Raw genomic sequence first — 23,998 nt, 5'->3', positions numbered from 1 at the left:
AAGGCAGAACAAAGGCTGGTTTTTTGAAATGACCTGCAAAATCGATATGATTTGCGGCCTTTGTTAAATAGAAAAACGGGCAAAACCGAATTTGCCCGTTTTTTGTAAAATTGATCAACTCACTATTTTACGCTTTGTAATCGACTAACTGGCTGGCTTCAACCAAAAACACCATGTCGTCACCGGCACTGGTGCTTAGCCAGGTCAGGTTCAATTCAGGGAAAGCAGCTTCTGCAAAGGCGCGTTCATTGCCGATTTCTACCATCAGCAGGCCGTCTTCAGTCAGGCGCTGGGCTGCGCCAGCAACGATCTTGCGTACCAGATCCATGCCATCGTCGCCACCGGCCAAAGCAAGCTGAGGCTCGTGCATGTATTCCTTGGGCAGTTTCGCCATGGAGCCTGAATTCACATACGGTGGGTTGGTGATGATCAAGTCGTATTTCTTGTCCGGCACATTGCTGTATAAATCAGATTCTATCAATGTGATGCGGCTTTCCAGTTCATAGGTTGCAACATTGCGTTTGGCTACTTCCAACGCATCTGTGGAAATATCGACGGCATCGACATGGGATTCAGGGAAGGCATCGGCCAGCATGATGGGCAGGCAGCCAGAGCCAGTGCACAGCTCCAGGATATTGGCGATCGAATCCGGATCATTGACCCATGGAGAAAAATGCTCAGGTATCAGTTCTGCAATGAATGAGCGCGGTACGATGACGCGTTCATCCACATAGAAATTATAGGTACCCAGCCAGGCTTCATTGGTGATGTAGGATGCTGGAACGCGGTCAACAGCGCGGCGGTCAATGACGCGCAATACGGCATCTATCTCTTGCGCCAGCAAATGGGCATCGAGAAACGGGTCAATTTTATCCAGCGGTAAATGCAGGGTATGCAGCAGCAGATACGCAGCTTCATCCAGTGCATTGGCGCTGCCGTGGCCAAAGAAAAGTTTTTCTTTGTTAAAGCGACTGACGGCATAGCGCAAAAGATCGCGTATGGTCAGAAAAGTGGTGGCAGGTGTCGTCATATTAGGTATCAGTATTGGATTTCGCTCAGGTCAGCAGGTTTTCCAGCGTGCGGCGATAAATGTTCTTGAGCGGGTCTATGTATTGCAGTTCTATGTGTTCGTCGATTTTATGTATGCTGGCATTGGGCGGGCCAAACTCCACAACCTGCGGGCAAATCTTGGCGATGAAGCGGCCATCAGATGTGCCGCCTGTCGTGGATAACTCGGTCTCGACACCGGTTTCAGCACGAATGGCATCCGCCAGCGCATCACTAAGGCTGCCCTTGGGCGTGAGGAAAGGGTGTCCGCCAACTGTCCATTTCAAATCATATTCGAAGCCATATTTGTCCAGAATGACATGCACGCGCTGTTGCAAACCTTCTGCCGTGCTGGCCGTGGAGAAACGGAAGTTGAAATCAATCACCGCCTCGCCTGGTATCACGTTAGACGCACCAGTTCCGGAATGGATATTCGACATTTGCCATGAGGTTGGCAGGTAATATTCATTGCCTGCATCCCATATTTCAGCGACCAGTTCTGCCATTGCCGGGGCAGCCAGGTGTATCGGGTTTTTTGCCAGTTGCGGATAAGCGATGTGACCCTGCACACCTTTGACTGTCAGCTTGCCAGACATGGTGCCACGGCGACCGTTCTTGATCGTGTCACCGAGCTTGTCGACGGAGGTTGGCTCGCCGACGATACAGTAATCGAGTTGTTCGCCGCGTGCTTTCAACTTTTCGCAGACGACCACGGTGCCATCGGTTGCCGGGCCTTCTTCATCACTGGTAATCAGAAAACCGATGGAACCCTTATGGTCAGGATGGGCCGCAACAAATTCTTCGGTCGCCACAACAAATGCCGCGATGGACGTTTTCATGTCGGCAGCGCCACGGCCAAATAATTTGCCATCCCTGTGTGTGGGCGTGAACGGTGCAGATTGCCATTGCGTGACGGGCCCGGTCGGCACGACATCAGTATGGCCGGCAAAAACCAGCAGAGGCTGGGCATCACCGCGCCTGGCCCACAGATTGGTAACATCGCCGGACTGTATGGTCTCACAATGGAAGCCCAATGGTTCAAGCAGGGCAATCAGGGTGCGCTGGCATCCCTTGTCTTCGGGGGTGACTGAGTCAAGTGCAATTAATTGCTCTGTCAACGCGAGTGTTTTGCTCATATTATTTTTTGAAAATAGACTGGTATTGCGGTACGGAAAAGCCGACATTAACCTGGGTCTTGCCATTCGCGTCTATCAACATGACAGGGCGTTTGATGACCGAGGGTTTATCCAGCATCAGGGCGATCGCTTGTTCTGTATTGTCGGCGCCGGCCTTTTCTTCTTCGCTCAACGCGCGCCAGGTCGTGCCTTTGCGATTGATCAGCACATCCAGGCTCTGATGTTCAAGCCAGGCTTCGACTGCTGCGCGCGTCAATCCCTGCTTTTTAAAGTCGTGAAACTCAAAGGCCAGATCTTGCTCTTGCAGCCAGGTGCGGGCTTTTTTAACCGTATCGCAGTTCGGGATGCCAAATAAGGTAATGCTTTGTGTCATACGTCTTTATACGTTGAGGGTAAATTCAGTGAAGGACGCTTCTTCCTTGGTTTCTGGTTCCGGTGCTGGCGGTGGTGAGGTACTGCTCGATGCCTCATTATTGAGCAACCACAACAGGTTGTTGGCAGAATCGGAATTGGCCAGGCCTTCTTCTTGTGTGATCAGTCCTTCTTTGATCAGGTACATCAAAGCGCGTTCAAAAGTTTGTGAACCTGGTGACAAACTTTTCTCGATGGCTTCCTTGATCTGGAAAATATCGCCCTGTTCTATCAGTTCTGCCACATAACGGGTATTGAGCATGATCTCTACCGCCGGGCAGCGACCACCATCTTTTGCACGTATCAGGCGTTGTGAAATAATGGCGCGTATTGAGGAGGACAGATCCAGCAACAATGCACTGCGCGTCTCCATAGGGAAGAAGCTGATGATACGGTTCAATGCCTGATAACTGTTATTGGCATGCAGGGTTGCCAGTACCAGATGGCCTGATTGCGCATAGGCAATCGCTGCCATCATGGTTTCGAGGTCACGAATCTCACCAATCAGGATGCAGTCTGGTGCCTGGCGCAATGAATTTTTCAATGCGGTTTTCAGGCTTTCCGAGTCGCTGCCAATTTCACGCTGGTTGACGATGGATTTTTTACTGCGGAACAAAAACTCAATCGGATCTTCCAGCGTCAGGATATGGCCGGTCTTGACTTCATTCCTGTGATCCAGCATGGAGGCAATCGTGGTTGATTTGCCTGAACCGGTCGAGCCGACCAACAGGATCAAACCACGTTTTTCCATGATCAATTCAGACAGCACAGGTGGCAAGTGCAGGGTATCAAGCCTCGGAATATCGCCAGGCACGAAACGGAAAACTGCCGAGATGGAACCGCGCTGACGAAATGCCGACAGGCGGAAACGGCCAATCCCGGGGGAGCCTATACCAACATTGAGCTCATTTTCTGCCTCTAGCTGTTCCATATGCTCTGGTGCCACGACTTCATTGAGCAGCGACAGAATATTCGCCTGATCCATCTTTTGCTGATTGATAGGGAGTAAATTGCCATTGATTTTCAGATGAATAGGCGAGTTCATCGCGAAAAACATATCAGATGCCTGTTTTTCTTTCATCAGTTGAAATAATCTCTCCATCGCTGCCATGATGTTTCCCTATGCTGAATTTAAATTAAACAAAAGACCTGATCAGGCGCCGCGCAGCAATTCATTAATGCTGGTTTTGGAGCGGGTTTGTGCATCAACGCGTTTGACGATGACTGCGCAATACAGGCTGTATTTGCCATCAGCAGATGGCAGGTTGCCTGATACCACGACAGAGCCGGAAGGAACGCGGCCATAGCTGACTTCACCAGTGGCACGGTCATAGATTTTTGTCGACTGGCCGATGTACACACCCATGGAAATCACGGAGTTTTCTTCAACGATAACGCCTTCAACGATTTCAGAACGCGCACCGATGAAGCAATTGTCTTCGATGATGGTAGGGTTGGCCTGCATGGGTTCCAATACGCCGCCGATACCAACACCGCCAGACAGATGTACGTTTTTGCCGATTTGCGCGCAAGAGCCCACGGTGGCCCAGGTGTCAACCATTGCACCTTCATCGACATAGGCGCCGATATTGACATATGACGGCATCAGCACGACGTTTTTGGCGATGAAACTGCCGCGACGCGCAACCGCTGGTGGCACAACGCGGAAGCCGCCCTTGGCAAAATCTTCCGCCGTATAATTGGCAAATTTGGTTGGTACCTTGTCGAAAAACTGCATATGATCACCGGAAGGCATGCAGATATTGTCTTCGAGGCGGAAGGACAGCAATACAGCTTTCTTTACCCATTGATTGACATTCCAGCTGCCATCAATTTTTTCTGCTACACGCAGGCTGCCTGCATCCAGTTCACTCAATACATGGGCAACGGCTTCACGAATTTCTGCGGGCGCGGATTTTGGAGAAAAGCTGGTACGGTCTTCCCAGGCTTGATCGATGATTTGCTGTAATTGTTGAGTCATATTGAGTTTCTTAATAAGTCAAATAGGTAAATAAACTAAAAACAGGTAATTCAGACGGGCAGAATCAGTTAGTGCCATGCTTTTTGCAAAAAGCGACAATTCTTTGTGCAGCTTCCAGGCATTCTTCCACTTCTGCGACCAGTGCCATGCGTATACGGTTTTCTCCCGGGTTAATGCCGTGTGCCTCGCGTGCCAGATAACTTCCTGGCAAAACTGTGACATTATATTCCTCGTATAAACGCCGGGCGAACTCTGTATCAGACATTTTTAAGGCATCTGGCAACCTGGCCCACAGATAAAAGGCCGCATCAGGCAGTTTGACTTCCAGCTCTTCCTGCAGAACGGGCGTGATCTGGGCAAATTTCTTGATGTATTTATCGCGGTTTTCCTGTACGTGCTGTTCATCATTCCATGCGATGACCGAGGCCGCCTGCATGCTCGGGCACATGGCGCTGCCATGGTAGGTGCGGTAGAGCAGGAATTTTTTGATGATTTCAGCGTCGCCTGCGACGAAACCTGAGCGCATGCCAGGTACATTCGAGCGCTTTGACAGGCTGGAGAGCGTAATCAGGCGGGTATAATCATTCCTGCCCAGGGCGCGTGCGGCCTGCAGGCTGCCTAATGGCGCTTCTTCCTTGAAATAAATTTCCGAATAGCATTCATCTGCTGCGATAACAAAGCCGTATTGGTCTGACAATGCGAATAACTCTTTCCAGTCATCCAGATTTAAAACCGCGCCAGTAGGGTTGCCTGGAGAGCAGATGTACAGTAACTGCACGCGCTGCCAGATAGCTTCCGGGATGCTTTTGTAGTCAGGTGCAAAATTGCGTGCCGGATCGGCGTTGGCAAAATAAGGTTCTGCGCCAGCCAGATACGCAGCACCTTCATATATCTGATAAAAAGGATTGGGGCAAAGCACCAGTGGCAAACCATCTTTGCATGCGCCAGGATCTACGATGGTTTGCGCCAATGCAAACAGGGCTTCACGTGAACCATTCACAGGTAGAATCTGTGTAGCTGCATCTAGCGCCGGAATAGCGTAGCGTCGGCCCAGCCACGCTGAAATGGCATTTCGCAAGGTGTCCGAGCCAGCAGTGGCCGGGTAGCTGGCCAGCCCGGCCAGGTTTGCCGTAATGGCATCCTTGATCAATGCCGGTGTCGGATGCTTGGGTTCGCCTATTCCCAGGCTGATCGCCGCATGGTCGGGGCTGGGAATGACATCAGCAAAGAGTCGTTTCAGTTTTTCAAACGGATATGGCTGCAACTTGCTGAGATAGGGATTAAAAGTCATTTTTCGAATTGTTGGCTGCGTTAAGCGGGTGTTTTTGGCGATTTATCAGGTTCGCTTATCGATTTCCGGCATTTTATTTGGTCAAAGTAGAATAGTAGAGCAAGGCATATTATAGCCTCCTGAGCATTCTTCAGAGAAAGGCTTTCATGCCTGTTTTGCCATTCACTGTGATTAAGCTGGTTTAATTCAGCAATAATTTGAACTGCAACGTTAATTGTGTAATAAGTTTGAAAGCTAAAAATTTTGCGTTTCCGATGGTATGATGCAGCGATAGTGAGCGACGGGCATGGTGGCAGCCCGTGGAAATAAACGATACGCGGTAGATTTGACTGCAAAAGATAATAAAATTATATAAAGTGCGATTAACTTCTATTAAATTGTCGGGATTTAAATCTTTTGTAGATCCCACTCATTTTCATGTTCCAGGGCAACTGGTTGGGGTTGTTGGGCCTAATGGTTGCGGCAAGTCGAATATTATTGATGCAGTGCGCTGGGTCTTGGGTGAATCCAAGGCTTCAGAGTTGCGTGGTGAATCCATGCAGGACGTTATTTTCAATGGCTCTACCCATAGAAAACCTGCCGGACGCTCATCGGTAGAACTGGTTTTTGACAATAGCCTGGGCAAAGCTGCCGGTCAGTGGAGCCAGTATGGCGAAATTGCTGTCAAACGCACGTTGACGCGCGATGGTACCTCCACCTATTACATCAATGGCCAGCCAGTACGCCGGCGCGATATTCAAGACATCTTTTTAGGGACTGGCCTGGGCCCGCGCGCATACGCGATCATAGGCCAGGGCATGATTTCGCGCATTATTGAAGCGCGCCCGGAAGAGTTGCGTATTTTTCTCGAAGAAGCTGCCGGGGTTTCCCGTTATAAAGAACGCCGCCGCGAAACTGAAAACCGCATTCACGACACCCATGAAAACCTGGTGCGTGTCGAAGATATCCTGCGAGAACTAAACAATAACCTGGAAAGACTGGGTGCTCAGGCAGTTGTCGCCAATAAATTCCGTGAATTACAGACGGACCAGGAAGAAAAACAGAAATTACTGTGGCTGTTGCGTAAAAAAGAAGCAGCGAACGAACAGCAAAAGCATTTTGCCGAAATAGAAAAGACCCAGACTGACCTGGAAGAGCAAACCGCAAAACTGCGCCATGTAGAGCTGGAATTGGAGCAGATGCGTCAGGCACATTATGCAGTTGGTGACCGCATGCACCAGGCACAAGGGCATTTGTACCAGACCAATGCTGAAATCGGCAGTCTGGAAGCGCAGATCAAGTTTGTCATTGAGTCACGTAGCCGCCTGCAATCGCAATTGCATTCCCTCACGGCACAGCGGGATCAGTGGCAGAGACAGAGCCAGCAATTCCAGGATGATTTATCTGAAGCAGAAATTCATGTCGAAGAACTCGCCATGCGTGCCGAGCAGGCGCTGGAAGTCAGCCAGCAACAGCAAGATAAACTGCCCGCCATGGAGCAGGTGTGGCGCGAATCACAGTTAAAGACGACGGAATCACGCGCTAAAATCATGCAGATGCAGCAGCAGATCGAGCTTGAATCTGCCCATCAGCGCAATGCCTCGAATATCCTGAACACCCTCGCTAGCCGGCGCGAACGCCTGATGCAGGAAAAGCAGGGCTTGCAGTTGCCAGATACCACGCACATTGATAATCTCTCCATGCAACTGGAAGAGAAAAAACAGGTGCTGGAAGAGCTGAGCATGCAACTGGAGGAGGCGCAAGAGCGCCTGCCAGTGCTGGAGGACGAGCGCAAGCAGGCGCAATTGCAAGTGAATCAGGATGCTGCTGAATATGCGCAACTCGAAGCACGCCTGCTGGCGCTAAAACAATTGCAGGAAAAAGTGCAAAGCCAGGGCAAAGTACAGCCATGGCTGGAAAAGCACGAGCTGAATGCCTTGCCAAAAATCTGGCAAAAACTCCATATAGAAGCTGGCTGGGAAACTGCGCTGGAATCGATTTTGCGTGAGCGCACTTCGGCGCTGGAGATGTCAAATCTGGATTGGGCCAAAGCTTTTTTCAGCGATGCCCCTCCGGCCAAAATGGCCGTTTGCGCGCCAACAGTCGGAGCCGATACGACAGTGCCGCTAGCGGGTTTTAAACCATTCATTCAGCTCTTGCAGTTGAATGATGCTGGTGTGCGTGGCTTGTTGCAGGACTGGCTGCACCAGGTCTACGTTGCTGATGATGTGACCTCTGCCTTCATGGACAGGGCAAAGCTGCCGACGGGCGCCTGTTTTATCACTAAACAGGGGCATGTCATCGCCCGCTCCAGCGTACGTTTTTATGCTTCTGATTCCGAACAGGATGGCGTATTGGCGCGCCAGCAGGAAATTGAAAACATCACCAAACAATGCCGCGCCAAGCACATGCTGGCAGATGAATCCAAGACCAGGGCGGTACGTGCTGAATCAATGTACACCCAGGCCAGCCAGCAATTGCAGGAACTGCGCCAGCGTGTCGCCAGCCTGACGCAGACAACACATAGCCTGCAAATTGAATTCATGAAATTATCCGAGGTGCAGGAACGCTTTAACCAGCGCAGCACCCAGATAGGAAATGACCTGACCGAGATTTCGGGGCAGGAGAGTGAGCAGCAGCAAATCCGTGCTGAATCAGAACAGAAGTTTGAGCAACTTGACATGGACCTGGCTGAATTACAGGAAAGCCATGAAGAGGGGCAGACTGCTTATCTGGAAAAAGAACAGCAGTTAAATGATGCCCGACAGCGTTTGCGTGACATGGAGCTTGCTGCACAAGAGGCCGCCTTTGCTGAAAAATCCCATCGCAGCAAGATGGAAGAATTACGTCGCAGTATCGCAACAGCAGCAGAGCAGTCTGCCCAGTTATTTGCCAGCATGCAGCAAGGACAGCTGGAGCTGGAATCCATGGATGATCAGACAGCCCAGGCCGGTTTGCAAGACTTGCTTGACCGCCGCAGTTCGCAAGAATTGGCACTGGCGAATGCGCGCCATGAACTCGATCAGTTGACGCAGCAGTTGCGGCATCATGAAGAAGCTAAAATGCAGGTAGAGCGCAGCCTGCAACCGCAGCGCGACCGCATTGTTGAGTTGCAACTGAAAGAACAGGCAGCCCGGCTCAGTCAGGAGCAGTTCGCCGAACAGCTGCGCAACTTTGAAGTTGATGAAGAAGCCTTGTCGCAAAAACTGCATGACGATCTCAAACCTTCTTATTTGCAGGGTGAAGTGACCCGCCTGACAAATGCGATTGCCGCTCTGGGGGCAGTGAACATGGCTGCGCTGGATGAGCTGGCGCAGGCAACAGAACGCAAGACTTTCCTTGATGCCCAGCATGCCGACCTGACAGAAGCCATTACCACTTTACAGGATGCGATACACAAGATCGACATAGAAACACGCGACTTGTTGCAAGATACTTTCGACAAGGTGAATCATCATTTCGCCGAGCTTTTCCCTATCCTGTTTGGTGGGGGGCAGGCCAAATTGATCATGACCGGTGATGAAATCCTTGATTCCGGTGTGCAGGTCATGGCGCAACCGCCAGGCAAGAAAAATGCGACTATCCATTTACTGTCCGGTGGTGAAAAGGCGTTGACGGCGACGGCTCTGGTATTCTCGATGTTCCAGTTGAATCCAGCACCATTCTGTTTGCTTGATGAGGTCGATGCGCCACTGGATGACTCAAATACCGAACGCTTCTGTAATATGGTGAAGCGCATGTCGGCAAACACACAATTTTTATTTATCTCCCACAACAAGATTGCAATGGAAATGGCGCAGCAGCTTATCGGCGTCACCATGCAAGAGCAGGGGGTTTCACGAATCGTTGCGGTGGATATGGAATCCGCCATCAACTTTGCTACTGAGGTTCAAGCAGCATGACAGATCTACAAATCAGTTTATTGGCAATTGGTGGAACGCTGGTCGTCGGCGTTGTTATTTTTAATAAATGGCAGGAGTACAAAGCCAAGAAAACCGTTGAAAATGCCTTTGGTGAAGGACATGATGATGTCCTGATGAACCCTGATGCACCAGCCGATGCCATCATCCGGCATGAGCCCAGCCTTGATGGTGAGATGATGGCTGATGCTGCGCCCATGTCACCCGATGCCGGTTTTGTTGCAGAAAGCAATTCTGCCTATGCGGACGAACATCAGGCGCAAGCTGTACAGGAAAAAGAATTGCCGGTTGATGAGTTGATCGATTGCGTGATTCCGCTGGAATTTGAAACACCAGTGCGTGGCGAAAAGATTTTGGCCGAAATCGCCGATTTGAAATATGTAGGTAAAAAACCTGTGCATTTCATAGGGCAAAGCCATAGCGGTCAAAGAGACGTGATTTCTACAGGCGGTGCTTATACCTGTCTGTTTGCCGGTGTGCAAATGGTCAGCCGCAGCGGGCCTTTGAATGAACTCGAATATTCCGAATTCATCATGAAGCTACGGGCGATTGCAGACAACCTGAATGCCCATTCAGATATTCCTGACATGAACAAGGTGATGATACATGCGCGTGAATTGCATCAGTTTGTTGCTGAGCACGATGCACAATTGAGCGTGAATATTGCCGCCAATGGCGCCCCCTGGGCATTGAACACCTTGCTGGCTGCACTGGAGAAAATGGGCTTTGATCAGCGCCCTGATGGTCGCTTGATGATGCCGGATGGCGATGGTGGCAGCCTGTTCACATTGTCAACCAATGTCAGCGTCAGCGAAACCATGACGTCGCGTCTGACTTTGCTGCTGGATGTGCCTTGCGTGGCGCCGGCGCGTGACGGTTTTGGTGCCATGGCAGCCTGCGCGCGTTCTTTGTCTACGCGACTTGGCGGTACCGTGGTGGACGATGGCAACCAGCCGATTTCCAAGCTGGCACTCGATGAAATTGCCGGCCAGGTCAATGAGTTTTATGCTGCCATGGCAGAAGCGCAGATACCTGCCGGTTCTTTGCGTGCACAACGACTATTTAGCTAATCAACGACAGACATGCAGAATGATATTTTTGGTGGCACTTCTGGTGAGGTGACCACGCCACAGGCACGTGCAGAAATTTTGCGCTCAGAGTTGAATCGCCATGCCCATGCCTATTATGTGCTGGACAATCCCAGTGTGCCTGACGCTGAATATGACCGCCTGTTTTCAGAGTTGCAGCAGCTTGAACAGGCCCACCCCGAATTAAAGACTGCCGATTCTCCTACCAACCGGGTTGGTGGCGCACCTTTGCCTGAATTTGGGCAGGTGCAGCATGCCATACCCATGCTTTCGTTGAATAATGGTTTCGCCGATGAAGATGTTATCAATTTTGATCGCCGTGTCCGTGAAGGGCTCGATACAACTGGCGAGATTGAGTATGCGATTGATTTGAAATTTGATGGCCTGGCCATCAATTTGCGTTATGTCGACGGCCTGTTCAGCCAGGCCGCTACACGTGGTGACGGTTTTACCGGTGAAGACGTGACTGAGAATATACGCACGATACGCGGTATTCCTTTGCGACTGCACGGCGACAATCCGCCTAAAGTGCTGGATGTGCGTGGTGAAGTATTGATGTTCAAAAATGATTTTGAAAAACTTAATCAGAGGCAGAGAGATGCCGGGGGCAAAGAATTTGCCAATCCGCGCAATGCGGCTGCAGGCAGCCTGCGCCAGCTGGATTCAAAAATTACGGCACAGCGCAGCCTGCGTTTCTTTGCATATGGCATAGGTTATCTGGAAGGCGGCAAATTGCCTTCCTCGCATCGTGCTTTGCTGGACTGGTATCGCCAGATGGGCATACCTGTCTGTGAAGAAAATGCCGTGGTTCGCGGTGCTGCCGGGTTATTGGATTTTTATCAGGCGATACAAAAAAAACGTGATGCGCTTGCCTACGAAATTGATGGGGTAGTCTATAAAGTCAATGATTTCGCCAGTCAGGACAATCTGGGCTTTGTTTCACGTGCCCCAAGGTTTGCAATTGCCCATAAATTTCCCGCGCAGGAAGCCCTGACCACTGTACTTGATATTGATGTTCAGGTGGGGCGCACCGGTGCCATTACCCCGGTTGCCCGGCTGGTGCCGGTCTTTGTTGGTGGTGTCACGGTGACCAACGCTACCTTGCACAATGAAGAAGAAATCCAGCGCAAGGACATCCGCATTGGTGATACCGTTTCTGTCCGGCGCGCAGGTGATGTGATCCCCGAAGTGGTGGCCAGTGTATTGGAAAAACGTCCGGCTGATGCACGCCAGTTCATCATGCCGACAGCATGCCCAATTTGTGGTTCTGCCATCGTCAAGCTGGAAGATGAGGCGATTGCACGTTGTACTGGTGGCTGGATTAAATGTTCGGCACAGCGCAAGGGCGGCCTGTTTCATTTCGCTTCACGTAAGGCAATGAATATAGATGGTGTAGGCGAACAGCTTATCGATCAGTTAGTCGACAAACAGGTGGTGACGACTGCTGCCGATTTGTATAAGCTTGGTTTGCGCGCCCTCGTTGAACTTGACCGCATGGCCGAAAAATCAGCACAAAATATTCTGGCAGCACTGGAGGTATCCAAACACACCAGTTTCGCCCGTTTTATTTATGCACTTGGTATAAGGCATGTGGGGGAATCCACGGCCAAGGATTTGGCTGCATATTTTGGAAAAATGGATGCCTTGCTGGTAGCAACAGAAGAACAATTGTTAAATGTGCCTGATGTGGGGCCTATTGTTGCGAAATCGATATTGCGTTTCTTTTCTGATCCGCTCAATGTAGAGTTGGTAGAGCAATTGATCGCATCGGGCGTACACTGGCCCGAAATTGAAGTACAGGAAAAAGGCGAGCAGGTGCTGGCAGGCAAGACGCTGGTACTGACAGGGACCTTGCCAAGTCTTAGCCGCGATCAGGCCACTGAAGTGATAGAAAAGGCTGGCGGCAAGGTGGCAGGTTCTGTATCAAAAAAAACCAGTTATCTGGTTGCTGGAGATGATGCAGGCAGTAAGTTGGTGAAGGCGCAAGAATTGGGTATCACTATTTTGACAGAAGCAGAATTGCTTCAACTTTGTTCCAGGAGCTGAAATGAGAAAAATTAGAAAAGCTGTATTCCCGGTTGCGGGCTTGGGTAGCCGTTTTTTACCGGCCACCAAGGCACAGCCAAAAGAAATGTTGCCTATTGTCGATAAACCTTTGATTCAGTATGCGGTCGAAGAAGCTGTAGAAGCCGGTATTACAGAAATGGTGTTCATCACTGGCAGGAATAAACGCGCGATTGAAGATCATTTCGATAAAGCCTATGAATTGGAAAGCGAACTTGAGGCTGCTGGCAAAGAAGCTTTGCTTGATCTGGTCAGGAACGTTATCCCCAAAAACATCAACTGTATTTACATCCGTCAAACGGCTGCATTGGGCCTGGGGCACGCTGTCCTTTGCGCCCGTCCAGTGATAGGCGATGATCCGTTTGCGGTATTGCTGGCAGATGATTTGATGGACTCTGACACCGGTCAAGCCTCTGTCATGGCGCAAATGGCGCGCCAGTATGAAGAAGAGGGTGGCAGTATCATAGCCGTGCAGGATGTGCCGCGTGAATTTACACGTCAATACGGCATTGTCAGCGGCACGCCGTACAAAGACCGCCTGGAAAGAGTGCAGGGCATCGTCGAAAAACCAATGCCGGATGTGGCGCCATCTACGCTGGCAGTGGTTGGACGTTATATTCTGTCTGGCCGGATTTTCTCTTACCTGGAAACCTTGGGCAAGGGTTCGGGCGGCGAGATCCAGCTTACCGATGGTATTGCTGCAATGCTCAAGGATTTCCCGGTATATGCTTTCCGTCCTGCGGCAACACGCTATGACTGCGGCTCAAAACTTGGTTATCTGAAAGCCAGTGTTGCCCTCGGTCTGAAACACAAGGAAACCAGTGCCGAGTTTTCTGAATATTTGCAATCGCTGAAATAAATCAATATGTACCTGTGCGGTCAATTCATTGACCGCACAGCGCTTTTCCTGTAACCATTTTCGACTAACCATTGCGCCATGATTCATCCTATCCTGAAAATGGGCGATGCCCGCTTGTTGAGAGTTGCCGAGCAAGTTGCCGTATTTGACACGCCAGAACTGCATCAGCTGATCTCTGATATGTTTGAGACCATGATTGCTGCAAATGGCGCAGGCCTGGCGGCACCACAAATCGGGGTCAACCTGCAACTGGTCATTTTTGGTTTCAAGAACAATCCCCGTTATCCTGACGCACCAGTCGTGCCGGAAACGGTGTTGATCAATCCGGTATTGACACCTTTGTCCGAAGCGACAGATGATGCCTGGGAAGGTTGCCTGTCAGTACCTGGCATGCGTGGACTGGTGCCGCGCTGGAGTGCCTTGCGCTATGAGGGCTTTGATCAGTATGGCAAACATATATCGCGCGAGGTAGATGGCTTCCATGCGCGCGTGGTACAGCACGAATGTGATCACCTCAACGGCATCCTGTATCCAATGCGCATACGCGACCTCACGCAATTTGGTTTTACTGAAGTGCTGTTTCCTGAACTTGATCCGAATGATGACGATTAAGTGATGACGATTAATACCGGCAGGTTTGCATTTTGACTTGATGCAAACCTTGCGGATGTTTTTTCTGATGTAATCGCTTGCCTGGATGTGTATTCTGGCTTGCTTCAGAACTGTTCATCTTCACGCAGGTAGCGCCATTGACCTTCAGGTAAATTACCCAGCTTCACTTTGCCTATGCGTACACGTTTCAAGCCCAGCACTTTCAGCCCCACCATGTCGCACATGCGGCGAATCTGGCGTTTCTTGCCTTCACGCAGGATAAACTTTAGCTGATCCTCATTTTGCCATGTTACCTTGGCGGGCAATAATTTTTTGCCATCCAGGCTCAGGCCATGATTCAGCCTGCGTAAATCAGCTTCTGGCAAACGCCCAGACTTGCTGTATTCGACACGTACCAGGTATTCTTTTTCGACTACCGTGGTTTCGCCGATCAGGTGTTTGGCGATGCGGCCATCCTGTGTCAAGACCAGCAAGCCGACGGAATCGATATCCAGGCGGCCCGCTGGCACCAGGCTGCGCAACTGGGTGGGGTGAAATTGCGTGTCTACGTCATCTTCTGCCCAGCGATTTTCCGGCTTTACCAGCGCAATTGCCGGCGTGTAGCCATCTTCGGCCTGGCCGCTGACATAACCCACCGGTTTATTGATCAGCACGGTTACGCGCTTGGACTGTTCTGCTGCGGCCTGTCGTTCGACAGTCACTTGCTGATGCGGCAGCACCTTGCTGCCAAGTTCAGAGATAACCTTACCGTCTACCCTGACCCAGCCACGGGCGATCCATTCATCGGCCTCGCGTCGGGAGCAAAGGCCAAGTTCGGACATGCGTTTGGAGAGTCTTACCAGTTCTGTCATGATGCAATTAAATAAGAAGTAGCGGTTAATCCGCAATAAAGTGTGCTTGCCTGGTTTTCAGATTATTCAGATGCGCAATGCATCAAGCAAATCGGTTTCAAATTGAATCTGGCTGCGCGCACCCTGTAGTGCTGCGCCATCAACAATGAACACGTCTTCGACACGCTCACCCAGGGTCATGATTTTTGCTGTATGCAGATTGATTTTGTATTTGGTTAAAATATTTGCTACTGCATACAACAAGCCATTTCTGTCATTGGCGGAAATGGATAATAAATAATACTGGCCACGGTCGTCTGGTCGCAAATCCACTGTTGGCACGATAGGGAAGGTGCGTGACAGGCGCGACAGGCGACCACGGTTAGGTGGCGACAACGGTGTTTGCCGCGTCAATATCTCTGTCAGTTCGTGCTCTATCAGGTTGATGATGTCGCGATAATTATTGGCAAAAGCGGGTTCTATCACCAGAAATGTATCGAGCGCATACCCGCTACGGCTGGTATGGATTTTTGCATCGAGAATACCAAAGTTTTTGCCATCAAAATAATTACAGATACGGGCAAACAGGTCGGGCTGATCCTTGACGTAGACTGTAACTTGCAGACCTTCACCGATAGGCGACAGGCGGCATTTGACGACAGGCGTCTGGCTGTCGATGCGATCATGCAGGCAACGTGTCTGCCAGGCGATATCCGAGGCGTCATGACGCAAAAAGTAAGCGACATCCAGTTGCTGCCAGAATTTTTCATGTGCGTCAGGTGCCAGGCCGTACAGGCGTAAGGCTTTCAAGGCTTCTTCCTGGCGGTTTTTTAATTCCCTGTCTTTGCTGGGCGCTTCGCCGCCGAGTACACGCAAGGTCATGCGATACAGGTCTTCCAGCAGTTTGCCTTTCCAGGCGTTCCACACCTTGGGGCTGGTGCCGCGAATATCGGCAACTGTCAGTAAATACAGGGCTGTCAGGTGGCGTTCATCCTTGACCAGACTGGCAAAATTTTGTACCACATCCGGGTCGGACAAGTCTTGCTTTTGCGCCACATGCGACATCGTCAGATGGTTTTGCACCAGAAAGACTATCAGTTCTGTATTGGCGCGGCTCAGGCCGTGGTCATAGCAAAATTTCTTGGCGTCTGTCATGCCCAGCAGGGAGTGATCACCGCCACGCCCTTTGGCGATGTCGTGAAACAGGGCGGCAATATACAAGACCCAGTGCTGATTGAAGTTAGCCATCAACTGGCTGCAAAACGGATATTCATGCGCATGCTCGGGCATGGTGAAGCGGCGCAAATTCCGTACTACCATCAGGATATGCTGATCAACTGTGTAGGCGTGGAACAGGTCATGCTGCATCTGGCCTATGATGCGGCGAAAATTCGGCAGATAACGGCCCAGTATGCTCATCTGGTTCATGCGCCTTAACGCATGGGTGATGCCCTGCGGTGATTGCAGGATTTGCAGGAACAGGGCACGGTTGAAAATGTCATGCCTGAATTCTGCATCAATCAGCAACCTGGCATGCCACAGTGCCCGCAAGGTTCGTGCGGTCATGCCCTTTAATTCGCTATGCCTGGCCATCACCAGAAATACTTCCAGCAAGGTCGACGGCGTAGATTCGAAAGTATCATCCCTGGCAATATCAATGAAACCATTGACTTCATTGAAGTGTGCATTGATGGGGCGGGGCACCGATGGCTGCGGAAATAATACCGCTTCAATATTTTGCAACAACACCGTATTCAACTGGGTAACCGCCTTGGCCGCCCAGTAATAACGCTGCATCAGGTGTTCGCTGGCGCGCCTTGCTTCGGTGGTCTTGAAACCAAAGGTTTCAGCAATCGCAGTCTGTACATCAAAAATCAGCCTGTCTTCACGTCTGCCTGCATAAATATGCAGACGTATGCGTATATCTTTAAAGGCGCGTTCATTGCGCTTCAACTGTCTGGCTTCTATATCTGTGATCAGGCCGCGCTCAGCCAGTTCGCGCCATGAATTGCCCAGGTTGGCTGCCTTGGCTACCCAAAGTATGACCTGCAAATCGCGTAGCCCGCCCGGGCTTTCCTTGCAATTTGGTTCCAGGCTGTAGGGAGTGTCTTCATATTTGACATGGCGCTGTTGCAGTTCCAGCAGTTTTTCCTGGAAAAACTTTTGTGGATTTATTGCTTCTGCATACTGCTGCTGCATGTCTTTGAACAGCTTGCGGCTGCCCGTCACCAGGCGCGCTTCGAGCAGGCTGGTTTGCACGGTGATATCTGCTGCTGATTCTTGCAGGCATTCATCGACAGTGCGTATGCTGTGGCCAATATCAAGACCGATATCCCAGAATAGCTGCACCAGCTTTTCCAGCTTTTCCCTTAATAAGGCATCTGGCCGCTGCTGTAACAGTATCAGTACATCGACATCGGAGTAGGGAAACAGTTCACCGCGGCCATAACCGCCGACGGCGACCAGTGCCGCCTCTTTGGGGAAGTCGAAATGACGCCAGATTTTGCTGAGTACCTGATCGACGTTGCGGCACAAATCATGCAGTAATTGTTCTGCCTTATGATTTTCCTTGAATGAATTAATGACAATCAGTTGGGCTGATTTTAATTCTTCCTTGAATGAAAGTGCCGGTGTCTGCATTGCGCTGCTGGCTTCAGGCTGCGGTGATGAAATCTGGAATCGGCGGGTAGCCAGCCGACAGTGTCAGCACTTCATAACCAGTGTCTGTGACCAGGACGGTATGCTCCCATTGGGCAGACAGGCTGCGGTCTTTGGTTTTGATGGTCCAGCCATCGCCCATTTCACGAATTTCACGACGACCGGCGTTGATCATTGGTTCAACCGTAAAAATCATGCCGGCAACCAGTTTTTCCATGGTGCCCGGCTTGCCGTAGTGCATGACTTGCGGTGCCTCATGGAAAATCTTGCCTATGCCGTGACCGCAAAATTCGCGTACCACGCTATAACCAGCTTTTTCAGCATACTGCTGTATGACATGGCCAATATCACCAAGATGCGCACCGGGTTTGATTTTTGCGATACCCAGCCACATGCATTCATAGGTGATATCGCTCAGTCGCTTGGCAAGGATGGAGGGTTCACCTATGAAAAACATGCGGCTGGTATCGCCGTGGTAGCCATTTTTAATCACTGTGATATCCAGATTAACGACATCGCCATTTTTCAACACCTTGTCGCCAGGTATGCCATGGCAAATGACATCGTTCACTGATGTACAGATGGCTTTCGGGTAAGGTGTATAGCCAGGCGGGCAATAATTCAGCGGTGCCGGGATGGTGCCTTGCACATTCACCATATATTCGTGGCATAGACGGTCAAGTTCACCGGTAGTAACACCTACCTTGACAAAGGGCGTGATGTAATCCAGCACCTCAGATGCCAATTTGCCAGCGATGCGCATGCCGGCGATATCTTCCGGCGTCTTGATAGTAATAGCTTCCATACGTTTTCTTGTCTGTTTGCCTTGGCTTTGAAAAACCAGGCTGAGTAAAATTGCGGAATGTTGCAGAACCGGAATTATAGTCCATGAAAGACGGCACCGCATTGGCTGTTAAACCAGGGGCTTGAGGAAAACCTGATTTTCATAGTACAATAGATGGTTAGCTTGTAGATGTATTGAAATGCGGTACTGGCTAATTAATATTTTATCAATCGAATCCGGTCGAAAAGGGTGTCTTTCGGTGCGAACCTTATTATTAGGTGAGTGTCAAGATCACTGGCTGGATTCAAGACCTAACCCTGGAGTTATTATGTCTGTAACAATGCGTGAAATGCTGGAAGCTGGCGTGCACTTTGGTCACCAAACTCGTTTTTGGAATCCAAAAATGGCACCGTATATTTTCGGCCATCGCAACAAAATTCATATCGTCAACCTGGAAAAAACCCTGGCTATGTACCAGGAAGGGATGAAGTATATTCGTCAATTGTCCGCTAACCGCGGTACAGTTTTGCTGGTAGGTACAAAACGTCAATCCCGCGACATCATCGCAGCTGAAGCGCAACGCGCTGGCATGCCTTTCGTTGATCAGCGCTGGTTGGGCGGTATGTTGACTAACTTCAAAACAGTCAAGACATCGATCAAACGTCTGAAAGACATGGAAGCTTCCATTGAAGATGGTTCAGTTGAAAAATTGTCCAAAAAAGAAGGTTTGATGTTCCAGCGCGAAATGATCAAGCTGCAAAAATCCATCGGTGGTATCAAGGATATGGGCGGCATCCCTGACGCAATTTTCGTGGTTGACGTTGGCTACCATAAAGGTGCTATTACTGAAGCGGCGAAACTGGGTATCCCTGTTATCGGCGTGGTTGATACTAACCACTCCCCAGAAGGTGTTGCTTACATCATTCCAGGTAATGATGACTCCTCCAAAGCGATTGCTTTGTATGCTCGCGGTGTTGCTGATGCAATTCTCGAAGGCCGTGCAAATGCAGTTAATGAAGTTTTGGAAGCTGTTAAGCCAGGTTCTGATGAGTTTGTAGAAGTCGAGCAAGCTTAATTGCCTGTTCTGGCACTTAGTTCCGGGTCGCCATAGCGGCCTGGAACGAAAAAATGGGGCAACAGTCGTTCGCCCTTTTTTTTAAACAAAATTTGATATCGGTGTTTCTTTAAACACCATTGAACTAGGAGAATGACATGGCGGCGATTACAGCAGCTTTGGTAGGTGCACTGCGCGCGAAAACAGACGCGCCGATGATGGAATGCAAAAAAGCGCTGACAGAAGCAGAAGGCGATATGGACCGTGCGGAAGAGATTCTGCGTGTAAAACTGGGTAGCAAAGCCTCCAAGGCATCTTCCCGTATTACTGCAGAAGGCGTTGTTGCATCTCATATCGCTGGTAACGTTGGTTCCCTGATCGAAGTTAACTGCGAAACAGACTTCGTGACCAAGAATGATGATTTCCTGGCGCTGGCCAATACTTGTGCCAAGCTGATTGCTGAGCATAACCCAGCGGATATCGCCGCTTTGGGTGCCTTGCCACTGGATGGCAAGACAGTAGAAGAAGTGCGTGCTGCTCTGGTTGGCAAAATTGGCGAAAATATGTCTTTCCGTCGTTTTGTCCGCTTTGATACAACTGCCAAACTGGTTTCTTACCTGCACGGCACACGTATCGGCGTGGTTGTTGAATTTGACGGTGCGGACGAGCAAGTTGGTAAAGACGTAGCGATGCACATTGCTGCAATGAAACCAGTGTCTTTGTCTTCTGATCAGGTTCCTGCTGATCTGATCGAAAAAGAACGTTCTGTTGCTGCTTTGAAGGCGGCTGAGTCTGGCAAGCCAGCTGAAATCGTTGAAAAAATGGTAGAAGGTTCTGTGCAGAAGTTCCTGAAGGAAGTTTCTTTGCTGAATCAGACTTTCGTTAAAAACGACAAGCAAACTGTTGAGCAGATGTTGAAATCTGTTAATACCACTGTCAAGGCATTCACCATGTTTGTTGTTGGTGAGGGCATTGAGAAGAAGCAAGATGATTTTGCCGCTGAAGTGGCTGCGCAAGTAGCCGCAGCGAAACAAGCGTAATCGGGCAAAATAATAAAAAACGGGCCGAAAGGCCCGTTTTTTTAAACCTGGCGATTGTAAGTATTTGTGTCCAGGTATTTAAGTCCGGGTATTCATGTGTAAATATCTCTATCAGTGTTTCATTTGCCTTGCGAATTGTTGAAAAAGCATAGTTTGTAGGGCAAATGGAAAGCAAGAGAGCTTTATCAAAGCTGCTCTGATGAAACATGAAATTTTTTAGACTAATCAACTTACCAGAAGGAGTCCTATCATGACAAAACCTGCTTACAAGCGTGTGCTCTTGAAGCTCTCTGGCGAAGCCCTGATGGGCGATGATCCTTTCGGCATTAACCGCGCAACGATAGAGCGCATGGTGGCCGACGTAGCAGAAGTATCGAGAATGGGCGTCGAACTGGCGATCGTTATCGGTGGAGGTAATATTTTCCGTGGCGTTGCGCCTGGTGCGCAAGGCATGGACAGGGCAACGGCTGACTATATGGGGATGCTGGCAACTGTCATGAATGCCCTGGCCCTGTCTGACGCCATGCGTCAGGTTGGCTTGACCTCTCGTGTCATGTCTGCGATTGCGATTGACCAGGTGGTAGAGCCTTATGTGCGTCCCAAGGCTCTGCAATACCTGGAAGAGGGTAAAGTGATCGTGTTTGCTGCTGGTACCGGCAATCCATTCTTTACGACGGACACAGCAGCAGCGCTGCGTGGTTCAGAAATTGGCGCTGAGATTGTATTAAAGGCGACCAAGGTTGATGGTGTCTATACTGCTGATCCAAAGAAAGACCTGACAGCTACCCGTTATACGACAATTTCGTTTGATGAGGCAATTGCACGTCATCTGCAGGTCATGGATGCGACAGCCTTTGCTTTGTGCCGCGACCAGAAGCTGCCGATCAAGGTCTTTTCCATTATCAAGCCGGGCGCATTAAAGAATGTCATCCTGGGGGCAGACGAAGGCACATTAGTGCACGTATAATCCTGCACTTTGGTTGTTTCATATTAATTCGGCAAGGGCAGTCGCAGGATACGATGCACTTGTCATGTTGTACAGGAGAGCGCGATGAGCGTAGCAGATATTAAAAAGAACTCTGATCAGCGTATGCAAAAGTCCATCGAGACTTTGAAAGCCGATTTATCAAAAGTACGTACTGGCCGTGCCCATACTGGCATACTGGATCATGTACAGGTTGACTACTATGGTACGCCAACCCATATTACCCAGGTTGCCAATGTGACGCTGATTGACGCGCGCACTATCGGTGTCCAGCCTTGGGAAAAGAAAATGCTGGGCGCGATTGAAAAAGCCATTCGTGATGCAGACCTGGGCTTGAATCCATCCTCTCAGGGTGAGTTGATTCGCGTGCCAACACCACCGCTGACTGAAGAGCGTCGCAAGGAAATGGTCAAACTGGTCAAGACCGAGGGTGAAAATGCGAAGATTGCTGTGCGTAATATTCGTCGCGATGCCAACGAGTCATTGAAAAAGATGTTGAAAGAAAAAGAATGCTCGGAAGATGATGAGCGTCGTGCGCAGGATGAAGTGCAAAAATTGACCGACAAGTTTGTTGCTGAAGTAGACAAGTTGTTGGCCGAAAAAGAAAAAGAAGTGTTGACAGTATAGTCGTCGCCCGCGTTTCAACACATTCTGGATTTACATGACCCATACAAGCTCCACTAAGGAGGTGCCGGCAGTCGGCGCCATTCCTAAGCATATTGCAATCATTATGGACGGTAACGGACGCTGGGCAACCAAGCGTTTTTTACCGCGTGTCGCTGGTCATGCTAAGGGCGTGGAAGCAGTCAGGGGCATCGTGGAAGCTTGCGCTAGGCGTGGCGTTTCTTACCTGACACTGTTTGCTTTCAGCTCTGAAAACTGGCGTCGCCCGGCTGAAGAAGTTTCCTTGCTGATGCGTTTGTTTGTGACCGCACTTGAAAAAGAAGTGGCAAAAATGCATGCCAATGATATTCGTCTGAAGGTAGTGGGCGATTTGAGTCGGTTTGACAGCAAATTGCAGGCCATGATCGTGGCGGCAGAAGCAAAAACTGCCAATAATAAAGGTCTTACTGTTACCGTTTGCGCTAACTATGGTGGGCGCTGGGATATCGTACAGGCGACCAATCGCTTGCAGCAGCATTTGAGTGAAGCGGGCAAAGCTGGTCAGCAAATTACCGAAGACCAGTTAAGTTCTTATCTCTCAATGGCTTATGCGCCTGAGCCTGATCTGTTTGTCAGGACGGGTGGTGAAACGCGTATTTCGAATTTCTTGCTCTGGCAACTGGCTTATAGTGAATTTTATTTCACAGACACGTTCTGGCCTGATTTCGACGCTACGGCTTTGGATGTGGCAATACTCTCGTACCAAAATCGTGAGCGCCGCTTTGGCCGGACCAGTGCACAAGTATCCGAGCAATCCCATCCGCAAGAAAGCAATTGATGCTTAAAACCCGCGTAATAACTGCTCTGGTTCTTCTGGCGATACTGTTGCCGGTTTTGTATTCTGCTTCCTTCATCGCTTTTGCTGTACTTGCCCTGGTATTTTTCGCCGCAGCAATGTGGGAATGCCAGCGCGTATTTAAAAAACCAGTGCCTTTGGTGATGGCTGGTATCTGGTCGGTATTGCTTGGGTATTGCTTTTTCCACCTGGATAGTTTTTCGCAACTCTTACTGTTCGCGTTCTGTACTGCATTTTGGTTGTTCAGACTGCTCCCCACGATGGCCAGGGGCTTGCCCGATGTGCAGAGTTTTGCCAACGGCATGCTGAGTGCGCTGTATGGCATCAGCATTTTTGCCTGTTTTATTGCGATCGCTGTGTTTTTCCAAAAATCGCCGATGTACCTGTTTTCTGTCATGGCGATAGTCTGGATTGCTGATATTTGCGCGTATTTTTCAGGCAAGGCATTTGGCAAGCACAAGCTGGCCCCAAAGATCTCCCCAGGCAAATCCTGGGAAGGGGCAATCGGCGGCTGGATTTGTGTTTTGCTGTTAGCAGCCGCTACCGGTTTTGTTCCAGCATTGCAAAACACCTTTACTGCCCAGTTATTGGCAAGAAAAGGCTGGCTGATTTTTGTTGCAGCAATGACTGTGCTGACTGCTGCCAGCGTGGTAGGGGATTTGTTTGAATCATCCCTGAAGCGACGTGCAGGGGTGAAAGATAGTAGTAACTTATTGCCGGGGCATGGCGGTGTACTCGACAGGATTGATGCCCTGATCCCTGTTTTGCCTTTGGCGGCCTTGCTGGACTTGTGGCGATAA

General features: G+C 50.0%; 20 protein-coding genes. 11 read left to right on the top strand and 9 right to left on the bottom strand.

Translation table 11 applies throughout. The features are described from left to right. Window positions 1–127: 127 nt before the first annotated feature. The 6 genes from prmB to dapC form a co-directional block, all read right to left on the bottom strand. The gene (gene prmB, locus ACO0LH_RS21555; RefSeq protein WP_422943190.1) at window positions 128–1,030 is read right to left on the bottom strand and encodes a 50S ribosomal protein L3 N(5)-glutamine methyltransferase; all 903 of its coding nucleotides are present in this window, start codon (window positions 1,028–1,030) and stop codon (window positions 128–130) included. 25 nt (window positions 1,031–1,055) lie between these two features. Beyond that, window positions 1,056–2,183 carry a succinyl-diaminopimelate desuccinylase gene (gene dapE / locus ACO0LH_RS21550; RefSeq protein WP_422943189.1) on the bottom strand — a complete coding sequence of 376 codons (1,128 nt, stop codon included), beginning with the start codon at window positions 2,181–2,183 and terminating at the stop codon, window positions 1,056–1,058. 1 nt (window position 2,184) lies between these two features. Next, window positions 2,185–2,556: an ArsC family reductase gene (locus tag ACO0LH_RS21545; RefSeq protein WP_422943188.1), complete on the bottom strand. Its 372-nt coding sequence runs from the start codon at window positions 2,554–2,556 to the stop codon at window positions 2,185–2,187. A gap of 6 nt (window positions 2,557–2,562) precedes the next feature. Next, window positions 2,563–3,705: a PilT/PilU family type 4a pilus ATPase gene (locus tag ACO0LH_RS21540; RefSeq protein WP_422943187.1), complete on the bottom strand. Its 1,143-nt coding sequence runs from the start codon at window positions 3,703–3,705 to the stop codon at window positions 2,563–2,565. 42 nt (window positions 3,706–3,747) lie between these two features. Further along, on the bottom strand, window positions 3,748–4,575 hold the full coding sequence (gene dapD / locus ACO0LH_RS21535) for a 2,3,4,5-tetrahydropyridine-2,6-dicarboxylate N-succinyltransferase (RefSeq protein WP_422943186.1): 828 nt from the start codon (window positions 4,573–4,575) through the stop codon (window positions 3,748–3,750). A gap of 64 nt (window positions 4,576–4,639) precedes the next feature. After that, on the bottom strand, window positions 4,640–5,866 hold the full coding sequence (dapC, locus tag ACO0LH_RS21530; RefSeq protein ID WP_422943185.1) for a succinyldiaminopimelate transaminase: 1,227 nt from the start codon (window positions 5,864–5,866) through the stop codon (window positions 4,640–4,642). A gap of 356 nt (window positions 5,867–6,222) precedes the next feature. Here dapC and smc point away from each other — a divergent pair, with 356 nt between their 5' ends. The 5 genes from smc (at window position 6,223) to def (ending at window position 14,388) form a co-directional block, all read left to right on the top strand. Continuing rightward, window positions 6,223–9,747 (top strand): chromosome segregation protein SMC, encoded by a 3,525-nt coding sequence (smc, locus tag ACO0LH_RS21525; protein WP_422943184.1) that lies wholly within the window; start codon window positions 6,223–6,225, stop codon window positions 9,745–9,747. Further along, window positions 9,744–10,835, top strand: a complete 1,092-nt coding sequence (locus tag ACO0LH_RS21520; protein WP_422943183.1) for a cell division protein ZipA C-terminal FtsZ-binding domain-containing protein — start codon at window positions 9,744–9,746, stop codon at window positions 10,833–10,835. Before smc ends, ACO0LH_RS21520 begins: the two co-directional genes overlap by 4 nt. 12 nt (window positions 10,836–10,847) lie before the next feature. Then, on the top strand, window positions 10,848–12,899 hold the full coding sequence (ligA, locus tag ACO0LH_RS21515) for an NAD-dependent DNA ligase LigA (protein ID WP_422943182.1): 2,052 nt from the start codon (window positions 10,848–10,850) through the stop codon (window positions 12,897–12,899). Between the two features lies 1 nt (window position 12,900). Beyond that, window positions 12,901–13,776, top strand: a complete 876-nt coding sequence (galU, locus tag ACO0LH_RS21510) for a UTP--glucose-1-phosphate uridylyltransferase GalU (protein ID WP_422943181.1) — start codon at window positions 12,901–12,903, stop codon at window positions 13,774–13,776. A 78-nt stretch (window positions 13,777–13,854) separates the two neighbouring features. Continuing rightward, window positions 13,855–14,388, top strand: a complete 534-nt coding sequence (gene def / locus ACO0LH_RS21505; RefSeq protein ID WP_422943180.1) for a peptide deformylase — start codon at window positions 13,855–13,857, stop codon at window positions 14,386–14,388. A gap of 104 nt (window positions 14,389–14,492) precedes the next feature. Here def and ACO0LH_RS21500 read toward each other — a convergent pair whose 3' ends face one another. From ACO0LH_RS21500 to map, 3 genes are all read right to left on the bottom strand, one after another. After that, window positions 14,493–15,239 carry a pseudouridine synthase gene (locus tag ACO0LH_RS21500; protein ID WP_422943179.1) on the bottom strand — a complete coding sequence of 249 codons (747 nt, stop codon included), beginning with the start codon at window positions 15,237–15,239 and terminating at the stop codon, window positions 14,493–14,495. Window positions 15,240–15,305: 66 nt separating this feature from the next. Next, the gene (locus ACO0LH_RS21495) at window positions 15,306–17,858 is read right to left on the bottom strand and encodes a [protein-PII] uridylyltransferase (RefSeq protein WP_422943178.1); all 2,553 of its coding nucleotides are present in this window, start codon (window positions 17,856–17,858) and stop codon (window positions 15,306–15,308) included. A 13-nt stretch (window positions 17,859–17,871) separates the two neighbouring features. Further along, window positions 17,872–18,783, bottom strand: a complete 912-nt coding sequence (map, locus tag ACO0LH_RS21490; RefSeq protein WP_422943177.1) for a type I methionyl aminopeptidase — start codon at window positions 18,781–18,783, stop codon at window positions 17,872–17,874. 205 nt (window positions 18,784–18,988) lie between these two features. Between map and rpsB the strand changes: the two genes are divergently transcribed. From rpsB to ACO0LH_RS21460, 6 genes are all read left to right on the top strand, one after another. After that, window positions 18,989–19,735 carry a 30S ribosomal protein S2 gene (gene rpsB / locus ACO0LH_RS21485; RefSeq protein ID WP_422943290.1) on the top strand — a complete coding sequence of 249 codons (747 nt, stop codon included), beginning with the start codon at window positions 18,989–18,991 and terminating at the stop codon, window positions 19,733–19,735. A 137-nt stretch (window positions 19,736–19,872) separates the two neighbouring features. Beyond that, window positions 19,873–20,754 carry a translation elongation factor Ts gene (gene tsf / locus ACO0LH_RS21480; RefSeq protein ID WP_186951391.1) on the top strand — a complete coding sequence of 294 codons (882 nt, stop codon included), beginning with the start codon at window positions 19,873–19,875 and terminating at the stop codon, window positions 20,752–20,754. Window positions 20,755–21,004: 250 nt separating this feature from the next. Beyond that, a complete protein-coding gene (pyrH, locus tag ACO0LH_RS21475) occupies window positions 21,005–21,721 on the top strand; it encodes a UMP kinase (RefSeq protein ID WP_422943176.1) in 717 nt (238 codons plus the stop codon). Between the two features lie 84 nt (window positions 21,722–21,805). Continuing rightward, the gene (gene frr / locus ACO0LH_RS21470) at window positions 21,806–22,366 is read left to right on the top strand and encodes a ribosome recycling factor (RefSeq protein ID WP_422943175.1); all 561 of its coding nucleotides are present in this window, start codon (window positions 21,806–21,808) and stop codon (window positions 22,364–22,366) included. 34 nt (window positions 22,367–22,400) lie between these two features. Beyond that, window positions 22,401–23,180: an isoprenyl transferase gene (locus tag ACO0LH_RS21465; protein WP_422943174.1), complete on the top strand. Its 780-nt coding sequence runs from the start codon at window positions 22,401–22,403 to the stop codon at window positions 23,178–23,180. Further along, entirely contained in the window at window positions 23,180–23,998 is an 819-nt protein-coding gene (locus ACO0LH_RS21460; RefSeq protein ID WP_422943173.1) for a phosphatidate cytidylyltransferase, read from the top strand. Before ACO0LH_RS21465 ends, ACO0LH_RS21460 begins: the two co-directional genes overlap by 1 nt.

The sequence above is a fragment of the Undibacterium sp. TJN19 genome, assembly GCF_049339485.1.
GTDB lineage: Bacteria > Pseudomonadota > Gammaproteobacteria > Burkholderiales > Burkholderiaceae_D > Undibacterium.
Note: the sequence above shows the minus strand (reverse complement) of the source record. Positions and strands in the feature narration are given on the sequence as shown.